This is a genomic window from Bradyrhizobium sp. HKCCYLRH3061 (assembly GCF_051168015.1).
Classification (GTDB): Bacteria; Pseudomonadota; Alphaproteobacteria; order Rhizobiales; family Xanthobacteraceae; genus Bradyrhizobium.
Window position 1 is genome coordinate 55,115 of the sequence record NZ_JBNPUE010000016.1, and the last position, 15,493, is coordinate 70,607.

The following is a 15,493-nucleotide window of genomic DNA, read 5'->3' on the forward strand; positions in this document are numbered from 1 at the left end:
TTGCTGGGAAACATTGGGGCCGACAATCGTCACGTGCTCAATCCCCCGGCCAGCGTCGGCACCTCCAGCGGCTTGAAGCCGTAGTGCGACAGCCAGCGGACGTCGCCTTCGAACAGTTGGCGCAAATCGCTCATGCCGTATTTCAGCATCGCGATGCGGTCGATGCCCATGCCCCAGGCGAAACCCTGGTACTCGTCGGGATCGATGCCGCAGGCGCGCAGCACGTTCGGATGCACCATGCCGCAGCCGAGAATCTCCAGCCAGTCCTCGCCCTCGCCGAAGCGGATCTCGCCCTTGTCGCGGCGGCACTGGATGTCGACCTCGAGCGACGGCTCGGTGAACGGGAAGAACGACGGCCGGAACTTCATGTTGATGTGGTCGACCTCGAAGAACGCCTTGCAGAATTCGTGCAGGATCCATTTGAGGTGGCCGAGATGCGAGCCCTTGTCGATGACGAGGCCCTCGACCTGGTGGAATTGCGGCGTGTGCGTCGCGTCCGAATCGATGCGGTAGGTGCGGCCCGGACAGATCACGCGGATCGGCGGTTTCTGGCTCAGCATCGTGCGCACCTGCACCGGCGAGGTGTGGGTCCGCAGCAGCATGCGCGAGCCGTCAGGCTTAGGGTTGAAGAAGAAGGTGTCGTGCATCTCCCGCGCCGGATGGCCTTCCGGGAAATTCAGCTTGGTGAAGTTGTAGTCGTCGGTCTCGACGTCGGGACCTTCGGCGATCGAGAAGCCCATGTCGGCGAAGATCGTGGTCAGCTCGTCCATCACCTGGCTGAGCGGATGGATGCGCCCGGTCTCGGCCGGCGAATCCTGCAAGGGCAGGGTGACGTCGATGGTCTCGGCGGCGAGGCGAGCATCGAGCGCCGCGGCCCTGAGCACCTCGCGGCGCGCGGTCAGCGCCTGCGTGACCTTGTCCTTGGCGAGGTTGATGGCCGCACCCTGCGTCTTGCGCTCGTCCGGCGACATCTTGCCGAGCGTCGCCAGCAGCGCCGAGATCGAGCCCTTCTTGCCGAGCGCTGCGACGCGGACGGTTTCCAGCGCGGCTTCATCGCCGGCGGCGGCGATCTGGTCGAGGATCGAGGTTTCGAGCGAGGCGAGGTCGGACACGGGCAAAATCTCCGCGGGACAAAAGGCGGCTGGGTTGTCGCCGCGCCGGCGACAGCGGTCAAGCGAAAGCAGGCAAGCAAACCGGCATGTCGCCGGATAGCAAAAAGCGGCCGAGAGCATCGGCCGCTTTTGAAATCCTCACGATGCGCTGGGCGATCAGGCGGCGAGCGCCGCCTTGGCCTTCACAACGATCGCCTCGAACGCGGCGGGCTCGTTGATCGCGAGATCCGACAGCACCTTGCGGTCGACGGTGATGCCGGACTTGGACAGGCCGTCGATAAATCGGCTGTAGGTGAGCTCGAACGGACGCACGGCGGCGTTCAGGCGCTGGATCCAGAGCGCGCGGAAGGTGCGCTTCTTGCGCTTGCGATCGCGGAACGCATACTGGCCGGCCTTCTCGACGGCCTGCTTGGCGGTGCGGATCGTGTTCTTGCGGCGGCCGTAATAGCCCTTGGCGGCCTTGAAGACTTTCTTGTGCTTGGCGTGGGCGGTCACACCGCGTTTGACGCGAGACATGCCGGAAATCCTTGGATTCAGAGATGACGATCAGCCGCGGCTTTGAGGCGGCCAGGGGTTCGGAAGCGAGAGGCCGGTCAGGCGTTCGGCAAGAAGTACTTCTTGACGTTGTCGCCGTCGGTCTTGAACAGCACGCGGGTGCCGCGCAGCTGCCGGATCTGCTTCTTCGTCCGCTTGATCATGCCGTGGCGCTTGCCGCGCTGGGCGTGCATCACTTTGCCGGTGGCAGTCACCTTGAAGCGCTTTTTGGCGCCGGATTTGGTCTTCAGCTTGGGCATTTGGCTCTCCTTGATGCCAACGGCAAGCCGCCCGCAAAAGCGGCGCCATCCGGCGAAAATGCTCGTTAGAGCGTTGGTTGTGCTCAGGTTTTGGGTCCAAACGAGGATCCACCCGCACAGAAACATCGCCACGGCAGCCCTTGATCAGCCGGGCGACGAAGGCCGCGCTTATGCCAGAGACAAAGCCAGTTGGCAACGTCGAACCACGGAATCGGCTATTCCGACCCATGATCAGCCGACCATGACAGTCGAGGATCGACCATGACCCGCCTCATTCGCCGCGCCATCTCCGCCGCCCTTACGACCGCGCTGCTGACGGGCCTCGCAGGCCTGCCGGCGAGGCCTGCGCACGCTGCCGGCTTCGATGGCGCCTGGACCGTGCTGATCATTACCGAGGCCGGCAGTTGCGACCAGGGCTACAGCTTCCCGATCCGGATCAGCAGGGGCCGGGTCCTCTCGAACAGCACCGCCAACATCACCGGCTCGGTTGGCCGCGGCGGCGCCGTCACCGTGCGGGTATCCCAGGGTGGCGCCTCGGCCAGTGGCACCGGCCGGCTCGGCGCCACCTCAGGTTTCGGTCGCTGGAGCGGCAAAGGCTCGTCCGGAACCTGCCGGGGGCGGTGGCAGGCGACGCGGTCCTGACCCCGGCCCGCAAGAGCGGTCCTGGCGGGCGCCCTTCAAGAGAAAAGCCCGCCAAACGCGTGGCGGCCCGGCTTCAGGTGTCGGTGTGCTGGACCTAGCGCGGCGCCAGAACCATGACCACCTGACGGCCCTCGAACCTGGCGTCCTGCTCGACCTTGGCGAACGCTGCGACGTCGGATTTCACCTTGTCGAGCAGCTTGGTGCCGATCTCCTGGTGCGCCATTTCGCGGCCGCGATAGCGCAGCGTGATCTTGACCTTGTCGCCCTCTTCGAAGAACCGCTGCATCGCGCGCATCTTCACGTCGTAGTCGTGGTCGTCGATCATCGGGCGGAGCTTGATCTCCTTGATCTCAACGACCTTCTGCTTCTTGCGGGCCTCGGCGGCCTTCTTCTGCGCCGAATATTTGTACTTCCCGTAGTCCATGATCTTACAGACGGGAGGCGTGTTGTTCGGCGAAATCTCGACCAGATCCATGCCGGCGTCAGCGGCCATCTTGATCGCGACAACGGTCTCGACGACACCACGGTTGGTGCCTTCGGCATCGATCAGCTGGATCTGCGCATTGCGAATCTCATCATTGGTGCGCGGCCCGTCTTTGACGGCAGCGGGCGGGGCTCGATTGGGGCGGCGAATGGGTAGTTCTCCAAGGTTGTGGAAGAAGGCGGCTAGTTTGAAGGAAGATGCTTTCGCGGGCAAGGTCGCAACTGTCCGGTGCGTCGAAATTCCGCCCGGCCGTCGCGGCTCCTGCGACGCATGCGCGAGACTCGTGCGTCGATGCATTCCCCCAAGGAAGCCACACGGCCGAGAATTGCGATCAAACTCGCGCTTTTTCGGGCCCTCGTGGTTCCGCCGGGGGACATAGAGTGCGCCGCGCGCTTTCGCAAGCGGCAGCGTCAAGCTTGGCCGATTGACGGAAACGGCCGGTTCGCCCACACAACACCCGACAGCGAGTAACGATCCATGAACCCTGCTGCAGAGAATGCCGATCCGCCTGTCTTCATCACCGTCGGCGCGGGCGAATCGTCGCGCCGGATCGCGGTGCGGGCGCGGCCAGGCCATCCGCCCGGGCTGTTCTGGCTCGGTGGCTTCAATTCCGACATGAAAGGCACCAAGGCACTGGCCCTCGATGCCTGGGCCGCCGGGCGCGGCCGCGCCTGCGTCCGCTTCGACTATTCCGGGCACGGCGAATCCGGCGGACGCTTCGTCGACGGCACGATCAGCCGCTGGCTCGAGGAGAGCGTTGCCGTGTTCCGGCAATTCTGCCGCGGACCGCAGGTCGTGGTCGGCTCCTCGATGGGCGGCTGGATGGCGCTGCTGCTGGCGCGCGCGCTGCTCGATGAGCCGGCCGAAGCGACGCTGGCGGGCCTGGTCCTGATCGCTCCGGCGCCCGATTTCACCGAGGAGCTGATGTGGAAGGGCTTCTCGCCGGCGGTCCGGACCGAGATCGAGACCAACGGCGTCTGGATGCGCCCGTCGGAGTACGGCGAGCCCTATCCCATCACCAGGGCGCTGATCGAGGACGGGCGTCATCATCTCCTGCTCGGCGGTGCCATCAAGATCGGCTGCCCGGTGCGCATCCTGCAGGGCGCGCAGGACCCGGACGTCCCCTGGCAGCATGCGTTCGCGCTCACCCACCGCCTGCCCGCCGAAGACGTGGTGCTGACCATGATCCAGGACGGCGACCACCGGCTGTCGCGTCCGCAGGACATCGCGCGCATGCTGGCCGCCGTTGGCGAGATGGGCTGAGGCGGCCTGCTTCAGCATCGGACTTGCCATTCCGCGCGGACGCTCTCGGCGGCCTCGGTCGCCAGCGCAATCGTCGCACGTTGGGCAAAAGCCCCCGGGTCGAGCAGTTGCGCCAAGGCCCAGGCGGCGGCACCGCGCACCAGCGGACTCGGATCGGTGGCCAGCCGCTCGGCGGACGGCGTCAGCGCCACATCGCCGGAGTTGCCGATCGCGATCAGCACGTTGCGCAGGAAGCGGTCGCGGCCGATGCGCTTGATCGGCGATTTCGCGAACAGCGCGCGGAACGCGGCATCGTCGAGCGCGGCCAGCTCCGCCAGTGAAGGCGCGCGCAACGCGTCGCGCGCCGCCAGCTTCGCCTCGCGTCCAGCCTGCGCGAACTTGTTCCACGGACAGGCGGCGAGGCAGTCATCGCAGCCGTAGATGCGGTTGCCCATGGCCTTGCGGAACTCGCGCGGGATCGGCCCCTTGTTCTCGATCGTCAGATACGAGATGCAGCGCCGTGCATCGAGGCTGTAGGGGGCCGGGAAGGCCGCGGTCGGGCAACTGTCGAGGCAGGCCCGGCAGGAGCCGCAATGATCGAGCTCCGGCGCATCCGGCGGCAGGTCCAGCGTGGTGTAGATGGCGCCGAGGAACAGCCAGGAGCCGAAGCCTGATGACACCAGGTTGGTGTGCTTGCCCTGCCAGCCGAGCCCGGCCGCTTCGGCCAGCGGCTTCTCCATGACGGCCGCGGTGTCGACGAACACCTTCACGTCACAGCCGGCCTGCGCGACCAGCCAGCGCGCGAGCGTCTTGAGGTTCTTCTTGATGATGTCGTGATAGTCGTCGCCGCGGGCATAGACCGAGATCGCAGCATTGCTGCGCTGGGACAGCACCGCGCGCGGGTCCTCGTCGGGGCCGTAATTGACGCCCAGCATGATGATGCTGCGGACCTCGCTCCACAGCGTTGTGGGATCGGTGCGGCGGGACGGCTCGCGCGCCAGCCAGTCCATGTCGCCGTGCTGGCCGGCGGCGAGGAAGCGTTCGAACGCGGCGGCCCGCTCGGCGCTCACGACCGGGGCGGTGAGACCGATGACATCGAAGCCCAGCCGCTGCGCCTCGGCGGCCAGCGCCGCCTTCAACGTCTCCGGCGTGGGCCTATCGGCGCTCAGAAGTCCAGATCCACATAGGTGCGCGACGCCGGCACGCCGGCCAGCCAGTCGCTCAGCAGCGGCCGGAACGACGGCCGCGACTTGACCCGCGCGTACCACGCCTTCGCGGCGTCGTCCTCGATCCATGGCACGTCGCCCAGATAGTCGATCGCCGACAGATGCGCGGCGGCGGCCAAATCAGCATAGGTCAGGCGGTCGCCGGCCAGGAAATTGCGCCGCTGCGCGAGCCAGCCGATATAGGCGAGATGATAGCGCACATTGGTCTTGGCGGCGCGAATCACGTCGGTCGACGGCGGCCCGCCGCCATCCTCCTCGCTCATGAAGCGCTTGTAGATGCGCTCGGTGACCAAGAGGTTCGAGGCCTCCTCGAAGAACTTGGTGTTGAACCAGTCCATCAGCCGGCGCACCTCGATGCGCTCGGCCGCCGTGCCCGGCATCAGCCGGCGATCGCCCATCTCAAGCCCGCAGGTCTCATCGATGAATTCGGCGATCACGCCGACACCGGGCACCGGCGGCAGGCCTTCGACCGACAGCACCGGCGTGGTGGCCGCGGGATTGAGCACGAGAAACGCCTCGCGGCGCTCCCAGGCGCGTTCCTCCACCAGGCGCAGATCGAGCCCGTATTCGCCGAGCACCAGCCGGACGAAGCGTGAATGCGGGCAGAAGGGATGGTGGAAGAGCGTGTACATGGAGCCTTTCGACGATTCCGCGGCTGCGGCGCTTAACGAACAATCAACCATCGGTTCGCACCGATGCCTCGTCCCGATACCGGCGCCCGGTTGCGCTCGCGAATCGGACCATTAGCGCATGGTCGGCGAAAGTGTAAGCAGTAGGGCGACGGGTCAGCATGCGGGAAACGACGTTCGGGGAACACGCGTCGGTGAGCTGGATCGGCCCTCCGGACCCGTCGCGTTCTGATTCGTAAGCTGCGCTCACGCGCCGGTTCATTCATCCGATAGGACCGCCCATGCCGCTTTTTGCAATTGCGGGCGGGGGCCGAATAGGCGAGAAGGGCGGCGTTTTGCCGGCAATCCAGGATCCGATCCATGATGTCAGATACGCTGCGGGCGGTGCTTCTCGGCATCGTCGAGGGCGTCACCGAGTTTCTTCCCGTATCCTCGACCGGCCATCTGCTGCTGGCGGAGCGCTTCTTCGGGCTCGGTGACGAGGGGTTCTGGAAGAGTTTCGCGATCCTGATCCAGCTCGGCGCCATCCTCGCCATCGTCGCGCTGTACTTCTTCAAGCTGTACCGCGTCGCCATCGGCGCGCTGTCGAACGCTGACGATCGCCGCTTCATCATCGGCGTGCTGGTCGCCTTCCTGCCCGCGGTCGTTGTCGGCCTCATCGCCGGCAAGTACATCAAGGCGCTCCTGTTCGATCCGTGGGTCGTGTGCTTCTCGCTGATCGTCGGCGGTGCCATCCTGCTGTGGGTCGATCAGATCGATCTCAAGCCGCGCGAGCACGACGCCACGCGCTATCCGCTGATGATGTATCTGTGGATCGGCGTCGCGCAGTGCCTCGCCATGATCCCCGGCGTGTCGCGCTCCGGCGCCACCATCGTGGCGGCGATGCTGCTCGGCGGCGACAAGCGCTCGGCGGCGGAATTCTCCTTCTTCCTGGCGATCCCGACCATGGTCGGCGCCTTCGTCTACGACTTCTACAAGAGCCGCGCCGAGATGACGTCCGATCACCTCGGCCTGATCGCGATCGGCTTCGTCGTGTCCTTCATCACCGCGATGATCGTGGTGAAGGCGTTCCTCGGCTACGTCACCCGCCATGGCTTCGTGCTGTTCGCCTGGTGGCGCGTCATCGTCGGCACCCTCGGCCTGATCGCGCTGGCGCTGGGGAAGTAAGTCGGCCCGTCTCTCTCCGCTCGTCATTGCGAGCGCAAGCGAAGCAATCCAGTGTGGTGGGCGGGACTCTGGATTGCTTCGTCGCTTCGCTCCTCGCAATGACGGCGTTTAGCAGGGGGGCCCTTCTTACGCGTTCTTGCGCTGGAACTGCCCGGCGGGACGGAAGCGCCAGAGATATTGCGGGGCGACCGCCTCGAGTGAATCCGGCGTGATGCCCAGGCCCTGAAAGGTCAGGCCGGCCGCCTTCGCCGCCTCCGACACGACGTTGTCGTGGCGCAGCAGCTCGACCTGGTCGGGCGTCAGCTTCAACGGCCCCGGCGCGAACTGCAGGAAGGTTGCCTTCAGCTTCGCCAGTCCGAACGGCACCGGCAGCAGCGCGCGGTCGCGGTCGGTGATCTCGAGGATGATTTTCAGGATCTCCCGGAAGCTCAGCACCTCCGGCCCGCCGAGCTCGTAGGTGGCGCCCGGCTGCGCCTTGCCGTCGACCGCATCGGCCACCGCAGTGGCGACGTCGCCGACATAGACCGGCTGCATCTTGGTCTCGCCGCCGCCGATCAGCGGCAGGAACGGCGAGATCCGGGCGAGCCCCGCAAAGCGGTTGGTGAACTGGTCCTCGGGGCCGAACACGACCGACGGGCGCATGATCACGGCCTCGGGCACCGCGGCCAGCACGGCGGCCTCGCCGGCCGCCTTGGCGCGGGCGTAAGCAGACGCCGACTCCGGATCGGCGCCGATGGCCGAGACATGCACCATGCGGGCGCCAGCAGCGGCGGCCGCCTTGGCGACGGTGGCGGCGCCCTCGGCCTGCACGGCGTCGAAGGTCTGCGCGCCGCTCTCGGTCAGGATGCCGACGAGGTTGATCGCGACATGGCTGTCGCGTATCGCTGACGCGACGGAGTCGGGATAGCGCAGATTGGCCTGGACGGCGTGGATCTGGCCGACCCGGCCGAGCGGCTGCAGGTGGCCGGCGAGCTCCGGCCGGCGCACCGCGACGCGGATGCGGTAGTCGCGCTTGGCCAGCGCCCGGACCACGTTGCGCCCGACGAAGCCGGAGCCGCCGAAGACGGTAACCAATGTGTCCAGATTCGATGCCATGGAATGCTTCCTGGGATTGCATCGGGCGGTCGGGCCGCCCCGACGAGAGGGCTCTGAGCGGCGATTCGCATCCCGCGGGCCGCCATCCTGGCCCGCTGTATAGCCCATCGTCCGCACCGCGGAAAAGTGGCCGTGTTTTTGCGCATGGCTTCAGAAAAATTGTCATCTTGGGCGTTCAGCGGTTTGACAAGCCGCCGTTCGATCCGTACACACCGCCTCCACATGCCCAGGTGGCGGAATTGGTAGACGCGCTGGCTTCAGGTGCCAGTGGCTTAACGGCCGTGAAGGTTCGAGTCCTTTCCTGGGCACCACGCTACGCTCATCGAGCTCCGCGTGGCGCCGCCGAGCTGACGCTCGGTTTTGATTTTCCCTGACATCGCTGTAGCTCCGAAGTCGCCGGACCACGCATCCCGTCGGTCGCAGACACGCTTCGCCGCGCATCGGCGGTTTTCGCCGTGAGCTCCGTTTCGGCCATGCCAACACCTCGTGTCATTCTCGATCTCGCCGCAGCGACGGTCAGCTCCCCTCCCCCTTGCGGGGAGGGGTTGGGGGTGGGGGTCCGCATGCTCCGCTGCAAATGAGGCGCACGTCGCTTCTCTTGCTTCAGAGAGGTGGTGCCTGTCGCTTGCTTCATCGCCCGGAGACCCCCACCCCCGACCCCTCCCCGCAAGGGGGAGGGGAGTGGACCGAGACCTTGGTGAGACTTTGATCCGATCGCGTAACGAAGAAAGGCGAGGCGCCTCCTGCACGAAGATGCATCTGTGTCAGTCGTCCTCATCGTCTCGGATCTCGTGCGCTTATCGGAAATCATTCCGGACGAGCCTCCTCGGCCTCGCGACGCATCCGCGCCCGAGTCATGCTGATCGTCTCGCCCTCCAAATCATGAGGGCGCAGGGAAGGCCGGGTGCCGGTCGCACCCATGGCCCGCCAGCGAGAAAAAATGCTGGCGGCAGGAACCACAGGTACGCGCCGGAGCATCCGGCCTTCCCTGCGCAACGGTTTTAACGGCTGCTTCGCGTTCTCCCTGGTGCGCCGGCTTGCTGGCCACCATCCCCACGCGGAGCGAGGCTCCGCCGTGAGTTGATATCAGCGTCGGGATATCAGGACCGCGCGACTTGACCGTGCGTGCATCGCCGTTCGTCCGCGCGACCTACGTCACGCTGCGCCGACACACGCCCATCGCATCCCACTGCCAACGTCTCGTGACGGTCGCGACACGCCCCTCATGCGGCAGCAGGGACGCGCGGAAATGTGCAGCTGATTTGCCCGACGGTGCAAGGCTGAATGCTGCGACAGACTGGCACGACGGGCAATTTGGGGATGGGTGGCATCTTGCGACGGGTCCCCTTCCGTGAGCGGCTCAGGCGCCGAGGGTGAATATTAGTCAGCCCATTCCTTGCGTACGAAATCTTCGATCATCTTGGCGCGTTTATAGACTGCAGCCTTATCCCATTTGCCGTTCTCTATCATTTCCCCGACCATCATGGTTCCGCGAATTCCACACGTCTTATAGACCTTTGCTTTCTCTGCTGGCGGCTTGTCCTGCAGGCTGGAGTTGATAAGGGGGGGCAACATCGTCAGATTACCCAGGTGATGCATGTAATTCGTCTCTGAACTCTGCGGTCTTATATGTTCGATCGATTTTGACGGATCTGCCTGCCAGATCTTATTCCATTGTAGTTCGTTAATCTTTTCTCCCGCTGAACTGGCCAAATACTCATCATAACGAAACAGTAGATAGCGAAGCTCTTCGGTCCAGCCTTCATAGCAATTGTCGTAATCCTCGGCGCGGGTGAGAACCTTATCGATCGTGTAGTCGTTGCCAATCTCGTTCAATCGACTCTCGATGTCGGTCAAATCGAGCTTGCTCGCCACGATGTCATAGCCGAGCCTCACGTAGTCGCCCACCTTGTGTCTCGAGTCCGCTCCTCCCAGCCCGAAGATCCGAAAGGTCACTCGCTCCCATTTCCCGAGCGCTGCTTTTTCGTCGACAGACGGAAGCCCTCGTAGCAGAATCGATGCTGCGACGAGCCTTGCGTGAACGATCCCGGTCACCGCTCGCAATCGAACATTGCGATCGAGTTGGTCTAGCGCCGATACCACCGCTTCGAGCCATCTAGCTTGGTCGGCAATGTTCTTGAGGCCGCCTGCTGCAAGTCCGATGAGAGTTCCGGCTGCATCTTCTTCGGATTGTAACCGATTGGGCTTGGAGCTGCTGCGAAGTGTCCCCGCAAACCGTAGCGCCTGATCTCCCAACGTTTCTCTCAGCCCGAGAGTCCGGTATATGGCTTGCCAGATGACGTGCATCTCCTTGAGGTGTTCGGCGTTGTGATCCCCTCTTAGAAAGATAAGTCCCATGAGCTGGCTCTTGAATTTATCGATCCATCGTACATCCAGCCCGCGGCTATTCAGTACTTCGAAGACTCTGTATACGACGGCTTCCTCGTTCAGTTCGTGATAGATCATGGAAAGGCGGTTGCGAAGTATTGCAACTAATTCGACGAGAGATGAGCTCTTTGCCCAAGCGCATACGAACTCTTCGCATTCGGCCGCGGCGTCGATGAGGTTTTGGTCGGCCCGCGTGAGTCCGGCTCCTTTGTGGTTGGAGCCCTTGCGTATATAGTCGACGAAGACGTTGCTGCTGTCGTGGTTCGTCTGCAGTAGTACGAGCGAGTGGTCGTCGCCCTTCACGAGGAGCTCCTGCAGCTCAGCCTTGATCCTAAGATCGTTCACGGAGTCGGTGAGATGCTTCTCTATCGCTTTCAGAAGTATCACGAACGTTGTTAGCCGTTGTTGACCGTCAACGACGTCAACAACGGTGAATTCGTTCGCGACTATTAGACGTCTGTCTTTTGCAAGACAAACGACTGTGGCAAGGAAGTGCTCCTGGCCGGTCTTTTGAACCTCGACGATGTCGTCGAACAGATCGCGGCGCTGCTTGGTTCCCCAAGCATATGCTCTTTGGTAATCTGGAATTCGAAAGAGTCGGCCGGTCAGAAGTTGGTTCAAAGTCAAATGCTGCGGACTTAGCTTCATGAAGCGCTCCGGAAAATGATGTGGTGGAAGGCGCGATTAGTTGAAAATCAACGGATCCCGAATTGTTGGTGTGTTTCTGTTCGAATGTCACTATAGAAACAAATAGAACTTTCGGTTGCAAGAGATAGATCGATTCAAGCCCTAATAGTATGCGAGCTCCAGGCGGCATATCTGCGGACGAGTCCCTTTTTGCTCTTCTCACGCAAGATGTGCGCCTGTTCACGATTGGTTTGCGCGGTGGCTTTCGGAACCAAACGATGTGGGCTGTTGGGCCGGAGCATTGGGTCGCCGGCATCGCGAAAACGCAAAGTGGCGTTTTAGCTGGGTAACGTTAAAGCCATCGTTTCGCGAGCAGGCCCAACTGACGTTCGCCGACAACGTCGTTACCCTGAGCGAATGTTGGCGAGCACATCGCTAGCATGAACGTTTCGCCGAGTGGCGGTGGCAATCGATAGTGAAAAAGCCCAGCTCGCCGAGCGCCTCATTCTTACGGCGACAGAGTGCACCGAGCGGCTCAAGTCGAAATCCTCATGCAGGTCACGTCTTGCGTGACGCCGCGATCACGCGCGCGAGCACGGGCCAATACAGTTCGGCATAGCCCGCCTCGATCGCCTCTCCAAGCCGCCTGTCGGCAAGCTCCGCGCCCGGCAGATCGATCTCTACGGACTTGGCCAGATCGAGGGCGTAGCTGATGTCCTTGCGCGCATATTCGGTCGAGAATGCGCGCTCGGGATAGGTATCGGGCAGCATCGCCTTCATGCCGTGGTTGCGCAGCGCGAAGCTGTCGGCGGAGCCCTTCGCGAGGGTCTCGAACAGCAGCTTGGGATCGAGGCCCGCACGCTTGGCGGTCTCCAGCGCCTCGCCGAGCGCGACCACGGTCTGCATCAGCACCATGTTGTTGAGGATCTTCACGACCTGGCCGGCGCCGACGCCCCCGCAATGGGTGATGTCGGTGGCGAACAGCGCGATCAGCGGCCGCAGCCGTTCGAACGTCGCCGCGTCGGCCCCGACCATCACGCTCAGCGTGCCGTCCTCGGCCGCCTGCCGGGTGCGGGCGATCGGCGCATCGGCGAAGGCCGCGCCCTTGGCGGCGAAACGGGCGGCGAGCTCCCGGCTGGCCTGCACCGGCGAGGTGCCGAGGTCCACGATGGTGTGACGCGCCTCGACGTGGCGGAGCAGGCCGTCATCGCCGTCGCACACGGCCTGGACATGCTTGCCGCTCGGCAACGCCATGAAGATCAATTCGGCCTCCCGCGCCAGCTCCGCGAGCGATGTGGCCCTGATGACGCCGACCGCGGCGAGTCGCTGCAGCGGCGCATCCAGGCGATCGAAGCCGAGCACCGTGGCGCCGGACTTGAGAGCCAGATTGCGGCATATCGGCTCGCCCATGACGCCCAAACCGATGAATCCGATCGCCGCCATTGCAAGCTCCCTTTCATTGGACCTGCCTGTCCGATCGACCATGGTGCCGCTCTGCGGGGCAGCCCAGTCCAGATCTGGATAGTCGTCTGAATATTCGCCGGTGTCGATCGAGCAGACGATCCTGCCGCTCTTGCCGGCAGCACGGACCTCGTTGCCGAGTTTGCGATCTGACCGTCAGGGGAGCGAATCCGGTTGGTCCTTGCCTTCGGGACCGCGGGACTTGCGAAAAGGATACACCGTGATGCCGATGGCTGCGCCGAGCGTTGCGATGCGCAGCAGCAGGTCGGCGGAGATCGTGGTCTCAAGCGCGGGGAATTCGCGGCCGCCCTCGAAGCCGTAGGAAAAGGTGCGCGACGTGCAGCCGTTCCACAGCGCCCTCGCGGGTTGGAGCAGCGATTCGATCAGCGTCAGGAATTGCTCGGTGCATGTGGTCGGATCGGGGGATTCTGTCGTGTTGATCTCCAGGACCAACAGAAACTCCCGCTCATGCTCCGCATGATGCAGAATGTACACGCTCTGATCCAGATGCGCGATCAGCGGCGTGAAGTCGAATGTCGACTTCAACGCCAGATCGAGATTCAGGAAATGCGAGAGTGCGGCCATCCTCGCTCACGCGGATTGCTGTGGCGACAGGTGTCGAGTGTACCGCGAGCAGTCGCGGCAGGTCGAGGCCGAACGCATCGGGATGCGGGCGGAGGATCGCCGGCCGAAGCCGGCGATCCTCGGGACGGCTATCCCTTATACCCCATCAACAGCCGCGGCAGCCAGAGCGAGAAGGCCGGCACGTAGGTCACGAACATCAGGGCGGCGATCAGGGCGGCGTAGAACGGCAGGATGGTGCGCATGACGGCGCCGACCGAGATGCCGCCGATGGCGCAGCCGACGAACTGCGTGGTGCCGACCGGCGGGGTGTTGAGGCCGAGCGCGCAGTTGATCAGCATCAGCATGCCGAACTGCACCGGATCCATGCCGGCCTTCATCGCGATCGGCAGGAAGATGGGCGTGCAGATCAGGATGGTCGCCGCCATGTCCATGAAGGTGCCGAGCAGGAACAGGATGACGTTGATCAAGAGGAAGATCATCCAGGGCTGCGTCGAGACCTTGCTCATCAGGTCGCCGGCGAAATCGGCGACCTCGTAGAGTCCCATCAGGTACTGGAACATGGTGGAGACGCCGATCAGCAGCAGCACCACGCCGGTGGTCTTGACCGCCTTGGCGGCGGCGCGCAGGAAGTTGCCCAGGGTCATTGTGCGGTAGATGAAGAACGTCAGCAGGATCGTGTAGGTCACCGCGACGGCCGCGGATTCGGTTGCGGTGAAGACGCCGGACAGGATGCCCGTCAGGATGATGCCGACGATCAAGAGGCCAGGGAGTGCCGCCGCGAACGAGCGGAAGACTTCCGCCCAGCCGGGAAACTTGCCCGCGGGATAGCCGCGCTTCACGGCGACCGCGTAGGCGGCGACCAGCATGCAGACCATCAGCACCAGCGCCGGCAGGAGACCGGCGGCAATCAGGGCGCCGATCGACACCTTGCCGCCGGCGGCGAGCGCATAGATGATCATGTTGTGACTGGTCGGCATCAGCGCGCCGACCAGCGAGGCGTGGGTGGTGACGTTGACGGCGTAGTCGGTGTCGAACCCTTCCTTCTTCATCATCGGGATCATCACCGCGCCCATCGCGGAGACGTCGGCGACCGGCGAGCCGGAGACGCCGCCGAACAAGGTGCAGGCGACGACGTTGGACATGCCGAGCCCGCCGCGGATGTGGCCGACGAGGTTCTTGGCGAGCTGCACGATCTTGTCGGCGACGCCGCCATGCAGCATCAGCTCGCCGCTGAAGACGAAGAACGGGATGGCCAGGAACGAGAAGATGTTCATCCCCGACATCATCTGCTGGAAGATGACGGCGACCGGCAGGCCTTCATACAGAATGGTGCAGATCGCGGAGAGGCCGATGGCGAAGGCGACGGGAACGCCGAGGATGAGAAAGCCGAAGAACGTGACGCCGAGAATGATCAGTTCCATGACGGGATGACCTCTTCACCGCGCAGGAGAGCAATGATGTGCTCGATCGAGAAGGAGACGATCAGGAGCCCGGAGACGACCAGCGGGACGTAGCGGACGAGCTCGGGCAGGCCGAGATTGGCGATCTTCACGGTGCCGACGGAGGCGCCGAGGATCCAGCCGTTGTAGGCCATGGCGATGCCGAACAGGGCGACCAGCACGTGAATCACGATCTCGATCTTCTCGCGCGTCGAGTCCGGCAGCATCACGAGGAGACTATCCATGCCGATATGTCCGGCGTCGCGGACGCCGACGGCGCCGCCGATCAAGGTGACATAGAGGATCAGGACCAGCGCCAGGTTCTCGGTCCAGGTCGGGCTGGAGTTGAGCACGTAGCGGCCGAACACCTGGTAGAACACGATGGTGACGATGACGAGCAGGCCGGCGACGGACAGATACATGCCCAGCCGCGCGATGACGGCGTTGATCCGCGTCAGCGGGCCGCGTGACGGGCGTCCCTCCCCATGCTCGTGGTCGCCGACATGTGGGTCTGTCATTCCCGTCCCTCCCCTGGCTTTCCTCCGGCGCCGCCTGATGGCGGCGCCGGACCGTGTGATTATTGTTCTTGGTAGGTGTCTTTG

General features: G+C 64.0%; 15 protein-coding genes and 1 tRNA gene. 4 read left to right on the forward strand and 12 right to left on the reverse strand.

From position 1 onward, the window contains the following. Nucleotides 1–29: 29 nt before the first annotated feature. From pheS to rpmI, 3 genes are all read right to left on the reverse strand, one after another. Nucleotides 30–1,112 (reverse strand): phenylalanine--tRNA ligase subunit alpha, encoded by a 1,083-nt coding sequence (gene pheS, locus ACQR2C_RS23930; protein WP_315805633.1) that lies wholly within the window; start codon nucleotides 1,110–1,112, stop codon nucleotides 30–32. A 156-nt stretch (nucleotides 1,113–1,268) separates the two neighbouring features. Further along, nucleotides 1,269–1,628 (reverse strand): 50S ribosomal protein L20, encoded by a 360-nt coding sequence (rplT, locus tag ACQR2C_RS23935; RefSeq protein ID WP_172113603.1) that lies wholly within the window; start codon nucleotides 1,626–1,628, stop codon nucleotides 1,269–1,271. 77 nt (nucleotides 1,629–1,705) lie between these two features. Further along, the gene (gene rpmI / locus ACQR2C_RS23940) at nucleotides 1,706–1,906 is read right to left on the reverse strand and encodes a 50S ribosomal protein L35 (protein WP_008539890.1); all 201 of its coding nucleotides are present in this window, start codon (nucleotides 1,904–1,906) and stop codon (nucleotides 1,706–1,708) included. Nucleotides 1,907–2,167: 261 nt separating this feature from the next. Between rpmI and ACQR2C_RS23945 the strand changes: the two genes are divergently transcribed. Continuing rightward, on the forward strand, nucleotides 2,168–2,548 hold the full coding sequence (locus tag ACQR2C_RS23945) for a hypothetical protein (protein ID WP_315805634.1): 381 nt from the start codon (nucleotides 2,168–2,170) through the stop codon (nucleotides 2,546–2,548). Nucleotides 2,549–2,642: 94 nt separating this feature from the next. Here ACQR2C_RS23945 and infC read toward each other — a convergent pair whose 3' ends face one another. Beyond that, a complete protein-coding gene (infC, locus tag ACQR2C_RS23950; RefSeq protein ID WP_315805664.1) occupies nucleotides 2,643–3,182 on the reverse strand; it encodes a translation initiation factor IF-3 in 540 nt (179 codons plus the stop codon). 327 nt (nucleotides 3,183–3,509) lie between these two features. Between infC and ACQR2C_RS23955 the strand changes: the two genes are divergently transcribed. Next, nucleotides 3,510–4,295 carry an alpha/beta hydrolase gene (locus ACQR2C_RS23955; RefSeq protein ID WP_316239380.1) on the forward strand — a complete coding sequence of 262 codons (786 nt, stop codon included), beginning with the start codon at nucleotides 3,510–3,512 and terminating at the stop codon, nucleotides 4,293–4,295. Between the two features lie 11 nt (nucleotides 4,296–4,306). On the opposite strand, the gene queG is transcribed toward ACQR2C_RS23955, so the two are convergent. Next, a complete protein-coding gene (gene queG / locus ACQR2C_RS23960) occupies nucleotides 4,307–5,491 on the reverse strand; it encodes a tRNA epoxyqueuosine(34) reductase QueG (RefSeq protein WP_316183049.1) in 1,185 nt (394 codons plus the stop codon). Then, entirely contained in the window at nucleotides 5,440–6,132 is a 693-nt protein-coding gene (locus ACQR2C_RS23965) for a glutathione S-transferase family protein (protein ID WP_316182999.1), read from the reverse strand. The genes queG and ACQR2C_RS23965 overlap by 52 nt, the downstream gene beginning before the upstream one ends. 357 nt (nucleotides 6,133–6,489) lie before the next feature. On the opposite strand from ACQR2C_RS23965, the gene ACQR2C_RS23970 reads away from it, so the two are divergent. After that, on the forward strand, nucleotides 6,490–7,296 hold the full coding sequence (locus ACQR2C_RS23970; RefSeq protein WP_434874521.1) for an undecaprenyl-diphosphate phosphatase: 807 nt from the start codon (nucleotides 6,490–6,492) through the stop codon (nucleotides 7,294–7,296). 126 nt (nucleotides 7,297–7,422) lie between these two features. On the opposite strand, the gene ACQR2C_RS23975 is transcribed toward ACQR2C_RS23970, so the two are convergent. Beyond that, the gene (locus tag ACQR2C_RS23975; protein WP_434882275.1) at nucleotides 7,423–8,391 is read right to left on the reverse strand and encodes a complex I NDUFA9 subunit family protein; all 969 of its coding nucleotides are present in this window, start codon (nucleotides 8,389–8,391) and stop codon (nucleotides 7,423–7,425) included. Between the two features lie 224 nt (nucleotides 8,392–8,615). Here ACQR2C_RS23975 and ACQR2C_RS23980 point away from each other — a divergent pair. Beyond that, nucleotides 8,616–8,702: transfer RNA gene (locus ACQR2C_RS23980), tRNA-Leu, on the forward strand. Between the two features lie 1,069 nt (nucleotides 8,703–9,771). On the opposite strand, the gene ACQR2C_RS23985 is transcribed toward ACQR2C_RS23980, so the two are convergent. The 5 genes from ACQR2C_RS23985 to ACQR2C_RS24005 all read right to left on the reverse strand — a co-directional run bounded on the left by ACQR2C_RS23985 (nucleotide 9,772) and on the right by ACQR2C_RS24005 (nucleotide 15,409). Beyond that, complete coding sequence (locus ACQR2C_RS23985; protein WP_434882276.1) at nucleotides 9,772–11,427, reverse strand: DUF262 domain-containing protein; 1,656 nt, start codon at nucleotides 11,425–11,427, stop codon at nucleotides 9,772–9,774. A 537-nt stretch (nucleotides 11,428–11,964) separates the two neighbouring features. Next, on the reverse strand, nucleotides 11,965–12,891 hold the full coding sequence (locus tag ACQR2C_RS23990; protein WP_434882277.1) for an NAD(P)-dependent oxidoreductase: 927 nt from the start codon (nucleotides 12,889–12,891) through the stop codon (nucleotides 11,965–11,967). A gap of 132 nt (nucleotides 12,892–13,023) precedes the next feature. After that, entirely contained in the window at nucleotides 13,024–13,452 is a 429-nt protein-coding gene (locus tag ACQR2C_RS23995; RefSeq protein WP_434882278.1) for a hypothetical protein, read from the reverse strand. Between the two features lie 128 nt (nucleotides 13,453–13,580). Next, nucleotides 13,581–14,873, reverse strand: a complete 1,293-nt coding sequence (locus tag ACQR2C_RS24000; protein ID WP_434882279.1) for a TRAP transporter large permease — start codon at nucleotides 14,871–14,873, stop codon at nucleotides 13,581–13,583. Then, on the reverse strand, nucleotides 14,864–15,409 hold the full coding sequence (locus tag ACQR2C_RS24005; protein WP_434838710.1) for a TRAP transporter small permease: 546 nt from the start codon (nucleotides 15,407–15,409) through the stop codon (nucleotides 14,864–14,866). Before ACQR2C_RS24005 ends, ACQR2C_RS24000 begins: the two co-directional genes overlap by 10 nt. Nucleotides 15,410–15,493 lie beyond the last annotated feature (84 nt).

What these genes read in the sequence shown, in the direction of transcription:
- ACQR2C_RS23975 (WP_434882275.1), bottom strand. Translation starts at nt 8,391, where the DNA reads ATGGCATCGAATCTGGACACATTGGTTACCGTCTTCGGCGGCTCCGGC.
- ACQR2C_RS23945 (WP_315805634.1), top strand. Translation starts at nt 2,168, where the DNA reads ATGACCCGCCTCATTCGCCGCGCCATCTCCGCCGCCCTTACGACCGCG.
- ACQR2C_RS23995 (WP_434882278.1), bottom strand. Translation starts at nt 13,452, where the DNA reads ATGGCCGCACTCTCGCATTTCCTGAATCTCGATCTGGCGTTGAAGTCG.
- ACQR2C_RS23990 (WP_434882277.1), bottom strand. Translation starts at nt 12,891, where the DNA reads ATGGTCGATCGGACAGGCAGGTCCAATGAAAGGGAGCTTGCAATGGCG.
- ACQR2C_RS23970 (WP_434874521.1), top strand. Translation starts at nt 6,490, where the DNA reads ATGATGTCAGATACGCTGCGGGCGGTGCTTCTCGGCATCGTCGAGGGC.
- ACQR2C_RS23955 (WP_316239380.1), top strand. Translation starts at nt 3,510, where the DNA reads ATGAACCCTGCTGCAGAGAATGCCGATCCGCCTGTCTTCATCACCGTC.
- rpmI (WP_008539890.1), bottom strand. Translation starts at nt 1,906, where the DNA reads ATGCCCAAGCTGAAGACCAAATCCGGCGCCAAAAAGCGCTTCAAGGTG.
- rplT (WP_172113603.1), bottom strand. Translation starts at nt 1,628, where the DNA reads ATGTCTCGCGTCAAACGCGGTGTGACCGCCCACGCCAAGCACAAGAAA.
- ACQR2C_RS24005 (WP_434838710.1), bottom strand. Translation starts at nt 15,409, where the DNA reads ATGACAGACCCACATGTCGGCGACCACGAGCATGGGGAGGGACGCCCG.
- ACQR2C_RS23985 (WP_434882276.1), bottom strand. Translation starts at nt 11,427, where the DNA reads ATGAAGCTAAGTCCGCAGCATTTGACTTTGAACCAACTTCTGACCGGC.
- ACQR2C_RS23965 (WP_316182999.1), bottom strand. Translation starts at nt 6,132, where the DNA reads ATGTACACGCTCTTCCACCATCCCTTCTGCCCGCATTCACGCTTCGTC.
- ACQR2C_RS24000 (WP_434882279.1), bottom strand. Translation starts at nt 14,873, where the DNA reads ATGGAACTGATCATTCTCGGCGTCACGTTCTTCGGCTTTCTCATCCTC.